Source organism: Sphingobacterium sp. LZ7M1 (genome assembly GCF_024296865.1).
Taxonomy (GTDB): domain Bacteria; phylum Bacteroidota; class Bacteroidia; order Sphingobacteriales; family Sphingobacteriaceae; genus Sphingobacterium.
This window is the reverse complement of sequence record NZ_CP101134.1, coordinates 967,167-984,263: the sequence shown is the minus strand read 5'-3', so window position 1 is coordinate 984,263 and position 17,097 is coordinate 967,167. Positions and strand designations below refer to the sequence as shown.

The following is a 17,097-nucleotide window of genomic DNA, read 5'->3' as shown; positions in this document are numbered from 1 at the left end:
AATAATAAACTTCTTTTATTAGTCATTCATCCCATGTTGTCAAAAGCTCAAATCAGTCTAATTACTTCATTGCAGCATAAAAAATTTCGAACTCAGCATAACTTATTTGTGGTAGAGGGCATAAAATCCGTTTTGGAGTTTATACATTCCAGCTACAAGATAAGTAAAATATTTGCGACAGTAGATGCCGCTGCAAAATTGGGCAAAATACCGCAAAATATAAAACTTGAAGAGCTTAGTGAGTCAGAGTTTGGGAAAATAAGTGGCTTAAAGAATCCGCAAGGGGCTTTGGCTTTGGTGGAAATCCCTCATTTTAATCAATTACAGGTAAAGGATTTACAGGGGAGGCATAGTTTGATCTTGGATGATGTTCAAGATCCGGGCAATTTGGGAACCATCATCCGTACGGCGGAATGGTTCGGGATTGAAAACATTATCTGTTCAATAGGTACTGTAGATGCCTACAATCCCAAGGTCGTACAGGCGACCATGGGTTCACTTTCACGTATTAAATTACACTATCTGGATCTGGAAGAGTTCATTCAGAAAAACAGCATGCCGGTTTTTGGGGCTTTGTTGGACGGGGATTCTATTTATGGGGCCAATTTTGGGAATGAAGGGTTTATCATGATGGGCAATGAGGGAAATGGAATCAGGGAAAGCTTGATCCCTAAAATTGATCAGGCAGTGACCATTCCGCGGGTTGGCAAGGCTGAGTCATTAAATGTTGCAGTGGCGACAACAATATTTTGTTCAGAATTGACGCGACAAAATATGGAAAAGAAAAATGGATAATATCGAAAACGAAGATCAACCTTTATATACAATACAATTTGGACTGCTCTGTTTGAGCTCTCTCCTATTCTCTGCGAGTTTCAACATGATCATTCCAGAGTTACCCAATTTCCTGTCCTCTTTGGGAGGTGCAGCCCACAAGGGCCTGATCATTGCTCTTTTCACGCTTACAGCTGGGATTTCAAGACCATTTAGCGGTAGATTGACGGACAAATGGGGCCGAGTACCTGTGATGGCCATAGGGTCTACCGTCTGTGTCATCTGTGGTTTTTTATATCCTATCCTGAGCAGTGTAGCTGGATTCTTTCTCCTCCGCTTAGTCCATGGTTTCTCCACTGGGTTTAAGCCCACGGCCACCTCGGCATATATCGCTGATATTATCCCATCGACGCGTTGGGGTGAGGCATTGGGGATGCATGGGCTATGTTTCAGCATCGGTGGTGCCGTTGGACCGGCAATCGGAAGTTATATTGCCCTAAAGTATGATCTGAATACCATGTTCTATAGCTCTTCAGCATTTGCATTCCTTTCCATCATTATCGTGATGAACATGAAGGAAACCCTGAAGGACAAAAATAGATTCTCGCCTAAGATGCTCAAGATTTCACGCCGTGATATTATTGAAGTGCGTGTGATTCCTGCAGCAATCGTTACGCTTCTCTCCTACTCGGCTTATGGTGTAATTTTGACTTTGATTCCGGATTGGAGCGAACATTTGGGCATAGTAAATAAGGGGCTGTTTTTCACGGCCTATACCTTGGCGTCCATAGGGATTCGATTTGTTTCGGGGAAAGTGGCCGATCGCTATGGTAGGATCAGTGTGATGAAAGTAGGGCTGGTAGTGGTCGCTATCTCTCTTTTGTACCTTGGTTTTGGAAACAGCATTGCTCAATTGGTGATCGGTGCCTGCCTTTACGGGATAGGTACGGGTATTTTTTCGCCAGCAGTCAATGCCTGGACCATTGATCTTTCGCTGCCGCAATATCGTGGGAAAGCCATGGCGACCATGTATATCGCATTGGAAGCTGGTATTGGAGGTGGCGCATTATTTGCTGGATATATCTATCACGATGAAATCCTTAGAATTCCGTATATTTTCTATGGGAATGCCCTGATCATCTTGCTGGCATTTTTTTATGTGATTTACTGGAATTCAAAAAACAAAAAAACTAATAACCTGTTATAGCATTCGTATGGAAAATAAACAAACCAAAAGACCGTATTCCTTTGAGCTTGCATCGAGCTTGATGGCCTTGGTTCTTATCATTGCCGTCATGTACTTTACCCAGGGTGTTCTATTACCGCTCATTTTTTCAATCCTGATTTCAATTTCCCTTTATCCATTGGCAAGATTATTTGAAAGAATCCGTCTTGGAAAGGCCTTTTCTGCGATCTTGGCTGTCATTGTAGCCATAGCAATTATCTCGGGTCTATCGTGGTTTATTGTTTATGAGAGTATCTTGATCGGTAAGGATGCATCAGCGATCACGGACAAAGTGATGTCTGTATTAGAGGGTGGGCAGAAGTGGCTGGAAAGCCAATTCGGCATTGAAAGGACTGAAGTGATGGAAAAACTGCGCGAGCAGGGGGAAAAAGCCATGGAGAATGCCGGAGGTATGGTATCCAGTACATTTGGGTCGATTGGGAATATCCTGGCCAGTGCCATCTTGGTTCCATTATTGAGCTTTTTCCTATTGTATTACCGTGATTTCTTTCGGGAATTTTTCTTTAAAGCTTTTAAAACAACTCCTCAGAGTAAAGTCAATGAGGTGTTGAACAAAATATACGATGTGGTTCAGAGTTATTTGGTAGGGCTGATTACCGTAATGGGAATTGTTGCTGTACTGAATACGGTGGGACTCATGGCGATGGGTATTGACTATGCTTGGTTTTTCGGCTCATTGGCCTCCCTGCTGATGTTGCTTCCTTATATAGGTATTGCCATTGGATCGATCTTGCCTGCATTATTTGCATTGGCCACAAAGGATAGTGCCCTATACGCGTTGGGTGTGGTGGCTTGGTTTCAAGTGGTGCAATTCCTGGAGGGTAACATCATTACGCCAAATATTGTGGGTTCCAAGGTCAGCATCAATCCATTGATGGCAATCATCGGAATCCTATTGGGCGGGATGTTATTTGGATTGGCCGGTTTGATCATTGCGCTGCCTTTTATCGCAACGTTAAAGGTTATTTTTGATGCAAACCCAAATATGGAAGCATTTGGTTTCTTGATTGGTGAGCCAGAGAAACTCCATCTCAAGCGGAACTCGACACAGGAGCTGCTGATGAAATGGGGAATCGTTCGGATGCCCAAAAACAAGAAAAAAATTGAAGTGGATGTCAATGTTACGGTAGATGGTCCTGAGGAAACTCCGCATTCTGAAATGACCTATAAAGAGATCAATGAATCTGAGGAGCTCCCTTATGAAGACCTTCCGCAAGATAAATTCAAGAAGAAGGACGAAGAATAAGTTTTTCGGACTTAAGACAAAAGACATAAGGTTCGCCTTATGTCTTTTGTGTTTTTATACTTCTTGCTGAATGTTGAATCCGAGCTTCCGCATGGCAGAGATCTCGACACTGTAGACTCCAAATTCTTCCATAACCCTTCCATGGAGTTCATAAAAGCCGCTTCCCTGGAAAGGGTATTGACGGAGTACGGGCGGAAAATGCACGGTATCCAACCAGTCTCCCTCCACATCGAGAAATGTCCCGAAACACATCCGTTCTTTTTTAATGGTTCGGGTTTCTTTCAAGGTGACCAATCGGCCGATGATCTTGATCTGTTGGCCAAGGAGATCAGGCAACTGATTGACCAAGACCGAACCTTTCAGATGCTCCTTATTCAACAGCTCAAAGAAGTCGCCCACGACAAAGCCCAAGAGATCGAGTTCATCACGCAGGTCATCCATCCTGTTCTTTTCAAAATCAGGCAGGGAAAACTTGATTTCCTCTGTTTGGAAAAGCGTTTCAGGATCATCTTTCTCTGTCCGTTTATTCCTGAAGTTTGCTTCCCATAGCAGGGTTTTCTTATCCAAGCCCGTGAACCGCAATGCACCGATCCGGATCAGGATATTGAGCTGTTCGGGAGCCGGATGCAATCGCTGTAGGACATCATTCAAGCTCTTATAAGGTCCATTTCGCTGCCTTTCCTCCACGATCTGATGGGCAAACTCCTGCTCCAGACCTTGCAAGTGGATAAAACCGACATAGACCTGTTGCTCGGTAATATTGGTAAGATGATCGCTGTAGTTCAAGCATGGAAGTTGGATGATGCCGCCATTCCTCCGTAATTCATGGAAATAGAATTCCGTGCGATAAAAGCCGCCGAAATTATTGATAACGGCGACATAAAATTCACAGGGGTAATACGTTTTGAGGTAAAGGCTCTGATAACTCTCCACAGCAAAGGAGGCCGAGTGTCCTTTGGCAAAGGAATAACCACCAAAGCTCTCCATCTGCCGCCAAACCTCGGAGGTGACAGATTCATCATAGCCTTGTTCCCTACAGTTTGAAAAGAATTTCGCACGCATCAGCTCAAACTTATTTTCAGAACGGTACTTTCCGCTCATGGCCCGTCTCAGGATATCGGCCTCCTCCAAGGATATCCCACCGAAATGATGGGCAACCTTGATCACATCTTCCTGATAGACCATCACACCGAAGGTCTCCTCGAGGAGTTCCTTCATTTTAGGGTGCAGGTATTCGATTTTATCGCGATCATGATAGCGTTCGATATACTGTTTCATCATGCCCGATTGAGCGACTCCTGGCCGAATGATCGAACTGGCAGCCACGAGGGTAAGGTAGTCAGAACATTTCAGTTTGCCCAAAAGCTGTCGCATAGCAGGGCTTTCGATATAAAAACAGCCAATGGTATCTGCCTTTCGGATCATTTCTGCAAGCTTGGGGTCTTCAAAGAAGCGTTCCACCTGATGAATGTCGACATGCTTACCTTTATTTTTCTGCACCAATCCTAGAGCGTCTTTGATATGCCCCAAGCCACGCTGACTCAGGATATCAAATTTAAAGAGTCCTATCCTGTCGGCCTCGAACATATCCATATGGAGGGTCCGAAATCCCTTTGGCGGTAATTCCAATACGCCGTATTCATTCAATGGTTTTTCACTGATCAGCACCCCACCGGCATGGACACTGATATTGCTAGGGAAATCAACCAACAGGGCTCCATATTTCTGGATCCACCGTTGGATTTTATCCTCAGCACTCCATTCTCGCTTATGCACCAATTCATCGATCTCCTCTTTAGGCAGTCCAAATACCTTTCCCAATTCCCTCACAATGGCCCTTCGCTGAAAAGTATTGTACATGCCCAGTAAAGAGACATGCTGACGACCATATCGCATAAACAGGTACTCAAAGATGGCATCACGATCTTTCCAGCTAAAGTCAATATCAAAATCGGGCGGAGAGGTCCGGTTGGGATTTAAAAACCGTTCAAAATATAGATCTAGCTTGATGGGATCCACATCGGTAATGCGCAGGCAATAGGCAACGACCGAGTTGGCACCACTCCCCCGCCCCACATGATAGAACCCTTGCTCATTGGCATACCGCAACATATCCCAAACAATCAAAAAATAGGAATTAAATTCAGATTGCTTGATAATGGAAAGTTCCTTTTCCACCCGCTCCATGGCCTTTTTGTTCTTGCTGCCATACCGGATCTTGCAGCCTTCAATAGCCAACTTTCTTAACAGTTCATGGTCATCATCCATGCTCGCAGTGAAGTGTTTCTTGTTTTTATCGATATGGAAGGTCATTTCAATCGAACAGCTCTTGACCACTTCCATGGTCTTGCTGATAACAGATGGGAACTTTGCATAGGCGGATACCAGGCTTTCTTCATCCATCAAGGTCTCATTTGGTCTGGCATAATCCTCTTTGACCAATTTCGACAGTAGCGTATTCTTAGCAATTGCCCTTAAGATCCGATGCAGGTCATAGTAAGTCTTATCTTGATAGGTCACAGGTTGCAGCACGACCCAGCAGTCAGCTTGAAGTGCCTCTTGCCAGCTCAATTTATTGAGGTCCTCCTTCCTTAATCCAATGAGTTCATTTGGCCTTAGCTGTTCGATCTCAGGATGATTCTCAAAAGTATAGATGACCCAAAGATCATCGGATTCAAAAGGTGGCTTTTTGGGGAAATCCAACTTCCTCTGTTTATAAAAGGAAAGGAAACTCTGGATGACGTATAGACCGGCATTGTTTTTCGCCAAAAGGATATAACATAATTCGTTTTCATTGCGAATTTCGACCCCTACAATAGGTTTGATGTTTGCTTCCTGACATTTGAGCACAAAATCCCAACAATCTGCCGTACTGTTGATATTTGTCAAAGCCATGGCCTTAATCCCTAAAGACTGCGCACTTTCTACCAAATCCTTTGTAGGAAAGGTTCCATAATGAAAACTAAACCAGGTCTTGCAATTCAAAAACATTTTACAAGATTAAGGTTTTTTTAATTCATTTTACTAAAAATATTAGCAAAAATACTTTCAAAAAAGCTGAACTATTGAAGCCCAGCTAAATCTAATATTACTAATTATATACTAAATGGTCAATCAGCTATTATGGAGATTAATCCTCCCAGGTCCAGTTCAGTTGCATGGAAACCGCCAAGTGGTCAGACAGGGCTTCTCCATCGGCACTTGTGAAATGCTGGATCTCGACCTGATAGTCCATTGGCTGAAATTTCAGGTGGTCGCTATTTCTAAAGAAAATCTTATCTAAACTCTCCGTGTCGTTGTTGAGGCTCAACATATGCTGCGCAATAAACTTGGGAATAACCTCTGGAAAAACACCTTTACGGAGGAATTGGACCCAACCATCAGACAGCCCCGTGGTCAAAAGGAACTCATGCAAATTGTCTCTTTTATAAGCATAATGGGCATTAAAATCACCCATGACGATTAAAGGCCTACCTGCGGAATTATCGTTGATATAAGTCGCCAACTGTCTAAAGTTTTCCCTTCTTGCCCGAGCTGCGCGAGCAACATCGCTTGAGTTTGCATGCACATTATAAACATCGACAGTTACTTGATTGGCCAATTGGATCTGTGCAAAGCTAAACCCTTTCACGGTCCAACAATCAGGACCACTGCAATGGCGCCATGGAATCCTTCTGTATTCAATGATAGGATACTTGGACAAGGTATTCAGACCATCGCCAATGGGAATCTTCCCTTTGGTCTGCGTACGATAAGGATGTAAGTTCTTGGAATAAAAAGAAGTATTATAGTTAAAATCTTCTTGGACATTGACAATATCATAAGGCTCAACTTTTTCACCGATTTCGGCAATACTGAATTTCCTAGGGAGCTTTGCAGCCGAGATCCCTTGGGGTAACCCTGCGATATTATAGGTCAACAATGATATTTTCCCTTGCAAAAAACGTTCTGAAGAGGATTCTTCTTGGGGGATAGCTACGGAAATCAGCTTTCCCTTTAAGCTCTTGAAAACAAATAGTAAAACTATAATTACCGCTGCGAGTATAAAAAGTATGGTCATCTATTAACTTATATGAAATAAAAGTATCTTCTTCAAATTATCTAAATGGGAATTCAACATTAAGTTTTTGTTACTCACCACCATGGAAACCTTCTAATTGATCAATGACCTTAGATTTCTTATCAGAAGTCATTAAAGAATCGTTCAATTCCCATTCCAATTTTAATGAGATAGCACAATGATCGGAAAGAGGTTCGCCCGTATCGGTACTGAAAAGCTCATGTTGCACTTGGTAATTTTTTGGTTTGAATATCAACTGTTTGCTATTGCGAAAATAAATCTTGTCGATGCTCTCGCAATCGTCCGTTACGGTCAAAGCGTGCTGTGCAATAAAGTTTTCTTCATGCTCGGGCAACCGGCCTTGGTTTCGAAGAAAAACCCAGGTATCGACTAAGTCCATCTCTTTTTGGAAGGTCCGCACATTATCTTCAGCAAAGGCATAATGTGCATTGAAATCACCCATGATCAACAGAGGTTGTCCTGCAGATTTTTCTTTTATGTAGTTCGCGAACTGCTCTAGATTTTTCTTTCTTGCAACAACCGCAGACCTATTGTCCTGGGCTGTGGCATGTATGTTATAGACATCCAGGAACACATCCTTAGCAATCTCTAATCGGGCATAGCTGAATCCCTTCGGTGTCAAGCAATCACTGCCGCTACAGTCTTTCCAGGAAATTCGCTCGGAGTCTTTAATAGGATATTTGGAAAGGGTACTCAAACCATCCCCGAAAGGAACAGTCCCCATGCTTACGGTTCGAAATAAATGCAGATTGGAAGCATACAATTCAAAATTGTAATTGAAATCTTCTTGAACATTGACGATGTCAAAGCGGTTGATCCGTTCACCAATGGTCCGGATACTGGCCGCCCTTGGAGTTTCGGCACTGGAAATCAGTTGCGGAAGCCCTGCAATATTATAGGTCAATAGCGATAATTCTCCAGATGAACGATGTTCCAGTTCAGGATAGTTCAGCAAGGGCATTGCTTTGGAGCCATTGCTACGCTTGTAACTGAACATAAAAACAAGGGAGAAAATAATCGACATCAGTACTATAAACCTGAAATGCCACGCTTTACTTTTCTGAGGATAAGGAAGGTTGATCAGCATATCTATCAATCGTAATTCCTATAGCAAAACTACCGTACACGGTTAAATCTAATCTTAAGATAAGATTAAAGGTTTGTTGATTTGATATTTAGGATTTATTAAGACTTCATCATTCCTAAACATTTCATTCACAATAGCATAACACCAAATTAGCAATAAAGAAACACTGAGCCTATACTTTTACCCGATAGACAATTTGAATTCTAAATGAAGAAAGTTGCTTTTTTTTCTGAGATTCTCATAGAAGATTTTGACGGGGCCTCAAGGACCATGTTTCAAATCATAAACCGAATCGATCACACGGCTTTTTCTTACCTTTTCATTTATGGAAAAGGTCCTGAAAACTTCAAGACGCATCAATCTTATCAAGTCCCGACCTTCCGCATTCCGATCAATGATGATTATTCATTGGCAGTTCCCCAATTATCAAAATGGAAACTGGAAGAAGCCTTGGATAATTTTGCTCCGGACGTGATCCATATCGCAACTCCCTCCCTTTTAGGGTTCTTTGCCATGAAATATGCGAGGAAAAGGAACATCCCGATCCTGAGTATCTATCACACCCACTTTATCTCATATATCGCTTATTATCTCCGCAATCTATCTTCTTTGATCAGGCCTGCAGAATATTGGATGCGCAAGGCTATGCTCCGCTTCTACAACAGTTGCCATAAGATTTATGTGCCCGCCAATAATATCATGGATGAACTTAAGGAAATTGGGATACAGTCCGATCGTTTGACTTTATGGCAAAGGGGTATCGACCTGAGATTGTTTAATCCCGAGAAAGCTGACCGAGCCTATATCCGGAATATCACAAAAAACGACAAACCCAATATTTTGTTTGCAAGCCGCTTGGTCTGGGAGAAAAACGTGCAAACCTTAATCGACGTTTATCAGCATCTCAAAAAATCAAAATTTGAATATAACTTAATTATCGCAGGCGATGGAGCCGCAAGGGAAGAAGCAGAAATGCTGATGCCTACAGCTCATTTCTTGGGAAAATTAGACCATACTGAACTATCAAAACTATATGCTTCTTCTGATGTGTTCCTTTTCACCTCTACTTCGGAAACTTATGGAAACGTGGTAATAGAAGCCATGGCATCCGGTCTTCCCTGTGTCATTGCCAATGGAGGAGGGAGTTCCAGCCTGATTGAACATGGAAGAAATGGGTACAAATGTGTGCCCAACAATGCCTTGGAATACATGTATTTCATACATAAGATCCTGAGCGATCCCCAAATAAAAAACGAATTCCAACAGGCTGGACTGAATTACGTGAGAAAATTGGATTGGGGGGAGTTGGCACAAACTTATTTTGATGACATCCATGAGTTAGCTTCCGAACCCATAAACGGTATTGCATGGGCAGGAAACTAAGGATCAGCAAAAAAACGGTCAAAACTGGGCTTATCCTCATCATAATTGGTTTTATAGCTGTCTATATCCTCAACACCGATTTCTCAGCTATAAAAAAGGAATTGCTAACAATTGGATATAGATTCACCTATCTCCTTGGGGTTACTTTCTTGGCTTATTTTTTTGGTACCTGGTCTTGGTATGTCTGTCTGGCTGATGACCGCAAGAAAATCAGTTTGATGAAGATGTTTGCGGTCCGGCAAATTGGCGAAACCGTCGGTCAGTATAACCCGACGAGCATAGTCGGAGGAGATTTACTGAAAGCTGAAATGCTCAAACCTTATGGGATCTCTACCGAAGTAGCTTTAAGTTCTGTGGCGACTTACAGGATCACAGTGGTACTTTCACAGATCCTCTTGTTCCTGATTGCCTGCCTTTGGCTGAGTGGCATGGAAGCTGGGCAAGCTGCATTGAAGAGCATAGGAGTTGCTTTCTATGTCTTTATTGCATTCTTGATCCTGTTGAACTTAGTTTTTTTCTATTGGCTCATCTTTAGCAGATCCTCTTCAAAACCCGTGAACAGTGAAGATATCGATGGCTTTTGGAAAAAACTCAGATCAAAGGTCCTGAAATTGATATTCAATATCCGAAAGTCTTACCGGTTTAACCCAAGGTTATTTTGGTACTCTTACCTCTTAGCGGGTATCCATTGGATTATCGGCAGCTTGGAATTCTATCTCATCCTGCTTTTTTTAGGCTTTGATGTAGAGCCCATGCATGGTTTGCTGCTGGATATGGGCGTCATTGTATTTAAAAGTGCGGGAGCCTTTGTTCCTGGACAATTGGGAGTTGAAGAGCTTGGAAACAAGATGATGCTACAGATCATAGGTATCAGTGCCTCTAGCATCTGGATTTCGGCCTCCATCCTTCGCCGCGCAAGACAGCTTTTCTGGATAGCTGTAGGGTTTATCCTATACCTATTTGTCAAAAAGGACAGTACACAATCATCTACGCTGAAAAATGGAAATATTATTTGTTAGTCATAAATATCCACCTGCAACAGGTGGTATGGAAAAACAAAGCTTTGAACTGATCAACAACCTTAGCAAGCATCCGCAGGTTCAGATCCATATGCTGGTTTATAGAAAAGGGGAAGAGAGCCTGTTGAAGTTTTTCTGGAACCTCAATAGCAATATCCTAAGGACATTGGAACTCCATCCCAATATTCAACTGATCCATTTTAACGACGGACTGATTGCATCGCTTGCCCTCTTTCATTCCGGTTATAAACATTTGAAAAGAGTGATTACCCTGCATGGTCTGGATGTGGTGTTCCCTTTGAGATACTTTCAGAAGAAAATCCTGCCACGTTTCAATGAATATGACCACATCATTACCGTTAGCTCAGCCACTGCAAAAGCTGCCATCCGTCGTGGCATTTCCGAAGATAAAATAACCGTTATCAAAAATGGCGTTGACCATGATATTGCCAAATCCAGACCGGCTCCTTTGGAACAGATCAAGCATTATTATCCACAGATTGACCTCAACAAGAAATACATGGTGACCTTGGGTCGTCCCGTGAAACGAAAAGGCTTCGCATGGTTGTTGAGGGAAGTTGTTCCTCAAATGCCATCCGACTTTCAACTGTTGATGATTGGCCCTTTCAATCAAAAAGCTAGTTTTACGGAAAAAATCCTTCGTCTACTTCCTAAAAAAATATTCCACTTGGTTACTCTTTTTTTGGGATACCCTTCAGATGAAAGCGAAATCCGAAAACTTTTGCAAGACCCTATCATCGACTCTCGGGTAAAACATCTTGGCAAAGTTCCTTTTCAGCATCTTCAATCGCTTTTAGGGCATGCATCGGCTTTTTTGATGCCCAACATTCAGGTACCGGGTGATATGGAAGGTTTTGGATTGGTCTGCTTAGAAGCTTCAGTGGCTGGCACCTTGGTCGTTTCTTCTTCTCTGGAGGGAATAACCGACGCTGTTCAACATCAGAAAAACGGGATCCTTCTTCCTTCCAATGATTCAGACCGTTGGGTCGACCAATTAAATGCAGTCCTAGATAATACAGACGGATATCAGGTCTTGGCAAAATCTTATCAAGCCTTTAGTTTAGAGCACTACGGTTGGGAAATCATGGCCTCATCTTATCTGCAGACCTTTCGACAGTTGACCTATAAGAAATCTTCCTTAAAGCTATTGCACTCCAAGGAATGTTAAAAATGGGGACTCCGATCCTTTTTATTGATTTCTTTTAAGGATATCGCCCGTTTGATTGCCTCGTCACCATATCGAGCTCGCATGGCATCCATGGCTTGATACAAGCGCACAGCCTCTTCAGTATCTTCAAATAGATTGATCTGTTGTGATCCCTGCACCAGATGGCTGAACCGAACCCCGATCAACCGGACCAGCATCCGGCGGTCGTAGAGCTTAGCAAAAAGTTCTTTGACCTTCTTCAGCAATACGGTATCAGAGGCGGTATAGGAAATCACCATCTGTTTACTGACCGTATCAAAATTGGCATACCTCAATTTTACCGTAACACAACCGGTCAATCGCTCCTGCTTGCGCAATTGAAAAGTCAACCGTTCTGTCATCCGGATCAATTCACTGTTCAGGAACTGCATGTTGATGGTATCTTGCAGAAAGGTTTCTTCCGTGCCGATGCTCTTTTGTTCAGAATAGGGAATAATGGGTGAAGGGTCGATCCCATTGGCTTTTCTGGAAAGGTCAATCCCGTTTTTCCCTAAAAGGTTATGCATCATTGGAACCGGGATCTCACTCAATATCTTGATCGTTTTGACGCCCATCTGCAGCAGGAGCATGCTGGTCTTATCCCCTATCCCCGGCATCCGTTGGATTTTCAGAGGAGCCAGGTAATCTTTTTCTAGGCCATGCAATATCTCCTTGCGTCCATCGGGTTTTGCATCATCGGTCGCCACTTTGCTGATCAGCTTATTGGATGCTAAAGCATAACTAATTGGCAGACCACTCTCCTTTTGGATCTTCCCTTTCAGCTCTATCATAAACTGGCTGCAACCGAAAAAACGGTCAACACCTGTCAGATCCACATAAAACTCATCCACACTCGCCTTTTCCATTACCGGAACAGTCTCTCGAACCACATCGGTCACCACCCTTGAATAATAGCTATAACTGTCCATATCGCCCCGTACCACAATAGCATGCGGACATAAACGCAAAGCCAGTTTCATCGGCATCGCACTATGGACTCCAAATTTCCGGGTCTCATAACTGCAGGCCGAAACTACCGCACGGTCGCTCAACCCTCCCACAATCAAAGGTTTACCAATGAACTTACTGTTCTTCAGACGTTCTACGCTTACAAAAAACGTATCCAAGTCCAAATGAGCCACAAAACGCTTGTTATCAACCAAATTCATAGTAATTCCGAATATGAAACAATTCAAAATTACTAAAAATATTAGTAAAATAAACTTTTATTTATTTATTCAACCGTTCGATTTCTTTCAATAAAAGCGGGAAAGCGGGATAGGCCATTCCATGATCATACCCGTCCAATTCTAATAATTTAACCTGAGTGTGGCCAACTATCTTAAACATCCTGGCTAAGTAGGCATTCTCTTCATATCGACCGACCATTTCAAGCTCCCGGTCTCCTGTGATCAAGGTCATCGGCACATTGCTTTTCCGGACCCAAAAAAGAGGTGCAAATTCATCAACGACAGGTTGATTGATATGGATCCCTTTTTCGGCACGGGCCGTAAAATGGCTGATGCATTGAGCACTGAAGGGAACTACAGCAAATAGATCGTCTGCATTGATACCTTCATCAGCTAAATAGCGGGAATTTAAAGCAAGCATCAGGTTCAAATACCCTCCAGCAGAATGACCGGAAAGAACAATCTTTTTGTTGCTGCCACCAAATTCAGCAATATGATCGAAAGTCCAGTGAACCGCTTTTGCAGCATCCTTGATGATATCTTCAACCTTGACATTGGGCGACAGTCGATAACCGACCCCTACTACGGCGACACCTTTTTCTTTCAGGTAAGCAGGAATCTCTTTCCTTCCTTCCGTCAATCCACCACCATGGAACCACACGATGGTAGCAAAATCTTTCTTGTCCTTCGGGTAGTACACATCCACTTGACAGCGTTCCTTGCTATACGGATCCGCATTGGAAGGCACATAAGAAATATTCTCCTTCAAGCCATAATTTGCACTTTGGGCAAAAAGAAAATTCAGGAGGGAACAAAATAGCAAGAGGGTCACAAGTCTTTTCATCTGATAGGGTTTTGATAGATTGTAGAATAATCCTAAAAATAAGACAAATAAAATGAATTTTGTATTTTTACGAGGTTTGCGGAAATCAATCCTGTAAACCCATCAAAATCTTACGAAAATTTCATGAGTGACGAAATCAACGATATAGAAGAGAATAACGACTCAAACCCAAATCAAGACCAACAAAGCAATACCATCCCCTTGTCGGGACTATATGAAAATTGGTTTCTGGATTACGCTTCTTATGTCATATTGGACCGCGCGGTACCACATATCAATGATGGTTTCAAGCCCGTTCAACGTCGTATCCTACATTCCCTGAAGGAAATGGACGATGGACGATATAATAAAGCGGCAAATGTCATCGGTAATACCATGAAGTACCACCCACATGGGGATGCTTCCATTGGGGATGCGATGGTTCAAATAGGGCAAAAAGATTTACTGATCGACTGTCAGGGTAACTGGGGAGATCCGATTACCGGAGACTCCGCTGCTGCCCCTCGTTATATCGAAGGCCGACTGTCTAAGTTTGCCAATGAAGTGGTCTTCAATCCTGATACTACCGATTGGCAATTGAGTTATGATGGGCGGAATAAAGAACCGATCACCCTTCCTGTTAAATTTCCATTGTTATTGGCTCAAGGAGCAGAAGGAATTGCCGTAGGTTTGGCGACCAAGATCATGCCGCATAACTTTATTGAGCTGATCGATGGATCCATCCAAGTTTTAAAAGGTGAAAGACCGGCAATCTATCCGGACTTCCCAACTGGAGGGATGGCCGATGTAACGGGATATAATGAAGGACAGCGTGGTGGAAAAATCCGTGTCCGCGCAAAGATCGAGGAGCGGGACAAGAAAACATTGGCCATCACCGAAATCCCATTCGGCACTACAACCGGCTCATTGATCGATAGTATCGTTTCGGCCAATGAAAAGGGAAAAATCAAGATCAAGAAAATTGAGGACAATACCGCTGAGTTCGTTGAGATCATTGTGCACCTTGCCCCTGGAATTTCTCCAGATGTAACCATAGATGCATTGTATGCTTTCACCGGCTGTGAAACTTCCATTTCGCCAAATACCTGTGTGATCAAGAACAACAAACCTCATTTTATGAGCGTGAATGATATCTTGATCGAAAACACAAAGCAGACCAAGAGCTTGTTGAAACAAGAACTTGAGATCAGGTTGCATGAACTTCAGGAAAAGATTTTCTTTAGCTCCTTGCTGAAGATATTTATCCAAGAAGGCATGTATAAGCATTCTGATTATGAAAATGCCGGCGATTTCGACACCGTGGTAGCAGTGTTGAACCAATTATTTGAGCCATTCTTTGATCAGTTCTACCGTGCGATCACACCTGAAGATTTCAAGAGGTTGATCGACAAACCCATGAGTAGCATCACACGCTTTGACGTCAAAAAGGCAGATGAGCAAATGAAAGCCCTTGAGGATGAGATCAAAGAGGTTAAAAAGAATTTAAGGAACCTAACAGAATATACCATTAAGTGGTTTGAATATATTCGTGGAAAATACAGTAAAGGAAGAGAACGGAAGACTGAACTTCGTGTATTCGATAAGGTAGAAGCAACCCAGGTTGCCCTAGCAAATGCAAAACTTTATGTGAACCGCGAGGAAGGATTTATTGGAACCAATATGCGTAAGGATGAATTGGTTTCAGATTGTTCGGATATCGACGATATCATCGTTTTCCGCGCGGACGGTAAATATTCCGTTGTCAAAGTACAGGACAAGGTGTTTGTGGGTAAAGATATAATCCATGTTGCTGTCTTCAAAAAAGGCGATGACCGGACCGTATATAATGCCATCTATAAAGATGGGGCTACCGGAACCAGTTACATCAAGCGGTTCTCCGTGACAGCAGTCACAAGGGATAAGGATTATGATATAGGTAAAGCTAGTAAAGGCACTAAGATCCTTTACTTTACTGCCAATCCAAACGGAGAGGCCGAAATCGTAAATATCCAGCTCAAACCTCATTCAAAACTACGCAAGCTGAACTTTGATATGGATTTTGCTGAGATCGCAATCAAGGGACGTGCTTCCCAAGGAAACATTGTCAGCAAATACCCCGTTAAAAAGGTTGCCTTTAAAAGCGCAGGGGTCTCAACTCTTGCCGGTAGAAAGATCTGGTATGATGATATCCTAAAACGCTTGAATGCCGATAATCGAGGTAAGTTCTTGGGCGAATTCGATGGTGATGACAAAATCTTAATGGTTGTCAACGATGGAACCTATGAGTTGAGCAACTTTGACCTGAACAATCACTTCGACGAGAAAATGATCCGTCTAGAGAAATTCATTCCTGAACAAATCTATACGGCCATCCATCAGGACAGTAAATCTGGAACCTACTTTGTCAAGAGATTCAACTTTGATGATAATCCAGTAGGAAAACGAGTTCGTTTCATTCCTGAAGAAAGCAAATTGGTTCTGTTGACCAACAATGACACACCAATCGTTTCTCTGGATATCCTGAAAGGTAAATCCCAGACCCACGAACATCTAGAGCAGGAATTAAATGAAATCGTAGATGTGAAAGGAATGAAAGCGCAAGGTAATAGGTTATCATTCCATACGGTACAAAAGATTAAGCTTCTTTCTGAAGAAAAGGACCTTTCAACCTCACAAGAAACTGAGGAAAATGAGATCGCAGCACCTGAAACACAGGCTATGGTCGAGAAGGAAGTCAAGTCTGAAAAAACAACAGTAGAACCAGAAAAACCGAAGCAACCAAAACCTGCTGAACCGGATGATATTCCTTTTGAAATCACCAACCCTGATGATATCCAAATCGATACCAATGGGCAGCTGGGATTGTTTGGAGGCAACGAAGAAGAAGAAAATTAAGATAAAAGGGGACTTGGTCCCCTTTTTTATTTATGAATTACAAAATTTTGCCCACCTCGTAATCGCAATATTTACTATTTTGGAAACAATGAAAAAAGGAGCCATAGTATCCTATGAACTCCTTTAAAAAAACAAGTAGTAATTAT

The 17,097-nt window shown here is 42.6% G+C and carries 12 protein-coding genes; 7 read left to right on the top strand and 5 right to left on the bottom strand.

The genetic code is table 11. The features are described 5' to 3' along the window. The first annotated feature begins 33 nt into the window (after positions 1-33). The 3 genes from NMK93_RS04110 to NMK93_RS04100 are packed head-to-tail and all read left to right on the top strand — an operon-like array spanning position 34 to position 3,266. On the top strand, positions 34-795 hold the full coding sequence (locus NMK93_RS04110; RefSeq protein ID WP_254529765.1) for an RNA methyltransferase: 762 nt from the start codon (positions 34-36) through the stop codon (positions 793-795). Next, positions 788-1,981, top strand: a complete 1,194-nt coding sequence (locus tag NMK93_RS04105) for an MFS transporter (RefSeq protein WP_185210541.1) — start codon at positions 788-790, stop codon at positions 1,979-1,981. The genes NMK93_RS04110 and NMK93_RS04105 overlap by 8 nt, the downstream gene beginning before the upstream one ends. 7 nt (positions 1,982-1,988) lie before the next feature. Then, on the top strand, positions 1,989-3,266 hold the full coding sequence (locus tag NMK93_RS04100; RefSeq protein WP_185210542.1) for an AI-2E family transporter: 1,278 nt from the start codon (positions 1,989-1,991) through the stop codon (positions 3,264-3,266). Positions 3,267-3,320: 54 nt separating this feature from the next. Here NMK93_RS04100 and NMK93_RS04095 read toward each other — a convergent pair whose 3' ends face one another. From NMK93_RS04095 to NMK93_RS04085, 3 genes are all read right to left on the bottom strand, one after another. Further along, positions 3,321-6,257, bottom strand: a complete 2,937-nt coding sequence (locus tag NMK93_RS04095) for a DNA polymerase III subunit alpha (protein WP_254529763.1) — start codon at positions 6,255-6,257, stop codon at positions 3,321-3,323. 139 nt (positions 6,258-6,396) lie between these two features. Continuing rightward, entirely contained in the window at positions 6,397-7,326 is a 930-nt protein-coding gene (locus tag NMK93_RS04090; RefSeq protein WP_185210544.1) for an endonuclease/exonuclease/phosphatase family protein, read from the bottom strand. 70 nt (positions 7,327-7,396) lie between these two features. Continuing rightward, positions 7,397-8,434 (bottom strand): endonuclease/exonuclease/phosphatase family protein, encoded by a 1,038-nt coding sequence (locus NMK93_RS04085; RefSeq protein ID WP_185218237.1) that lies wholly within the window; start codon positions 8,432-8,434, stop codon positions 7,397-7,399. A 207-nt stretch (positions 8,435-8,641) separates the two neighbouring features. Between NMK93_RS04085 and NMK93_RS04080 the strand changes: the two genes are divergently transcribed. Genes NMK93_RS04080 through NMK93_RS04070 form a run of 3 tightly spaced genes read left to right on the top strand, consistent with a single transcriptional unit; the run spans position 8,642 to position 12,025 of the window. Then, complete coding sequence (locus NMK93_RS04080; protein WP_185210547.1) at positions 8,642-9,817, top strand: glycosyltransferase family 1 protein; 1,176 nt, start codon at positions 8,642-8,644, stop codon at positions 9,815-9,817. Then, positions 9,802-10,836 carry a lysylphosphatidylglycerol synthase transmembrane domain-containing protein gene (locus NMK93_RS04075; protein WP_254529761.1) on the top strand — a complete coding sequence of 345 codons (1,035 nt, stop codon included), beginning with the start codon at positions 9,802-9,804 and terminating at the stop codon, positions 10,834-10,836. The genes NMK93_RS04080 and NMK93_RS04075 overlap by 16 nt, the downstream gene beginning before the upstream one ends. Beyond that, a complete protein-coding gene (locus NMK93_RS04070; RefSeq protein WP_254529759.1) occupies positions 10,817-12,025 on the top strand; it encodes a glycosyltransferase family 4 protein in 1,209 nt (402 codons plus the stop codon). The genes NMK93_RS04075 and NMK93_RS04070 overlap by 20 nt, the downstream gene beginning before the upstream one ends. On the opposite strand, the gene dinB is transcribed toward NMK93_RS04070, so the two are convergent. After that, a complete protein-coding gene (gene dinB, locus NMK93_RS04065; protein WP_185210558.1) occupies positions 12,022-13,212 on the bottom strand; it encodes a DNA polymerase IV in 1,191 nt (396 codons plus the stop codon). The genes NMK93_RS04070 and dinB overlap by 4 nt on opposite strands. Positions 13,213-13,273: 61 nt before the next feature. Continuing rightward, on the bottom strand, positions 13,274-14,077 hold the full coding sequence (locus NMK93_RS04060) for an alpha/beta hydrolase (protein ID WP_254529757.1): 804 nt from the start codon (positions 14,075-14,077) through the stop codon (positions 13,274-13,276). Between the two features lie 123 nt (positions 14,078-14,200). Here NMK93_RS04060 and NMK93_RS04055 point away from each other — a divergent pair, with 123 nt between their 5' ends. After that, entirely contained in the window at positions 14,201-16,951 is a 2,751-nt protein-coding gene (locus NMK93_RS04055; protein WP_254529755.1) for a DNA gyrase/topoisomerase IV subunit A, read from the top strand. Positions 16,952-17,097: the final 146 nt, after the last annotated feature.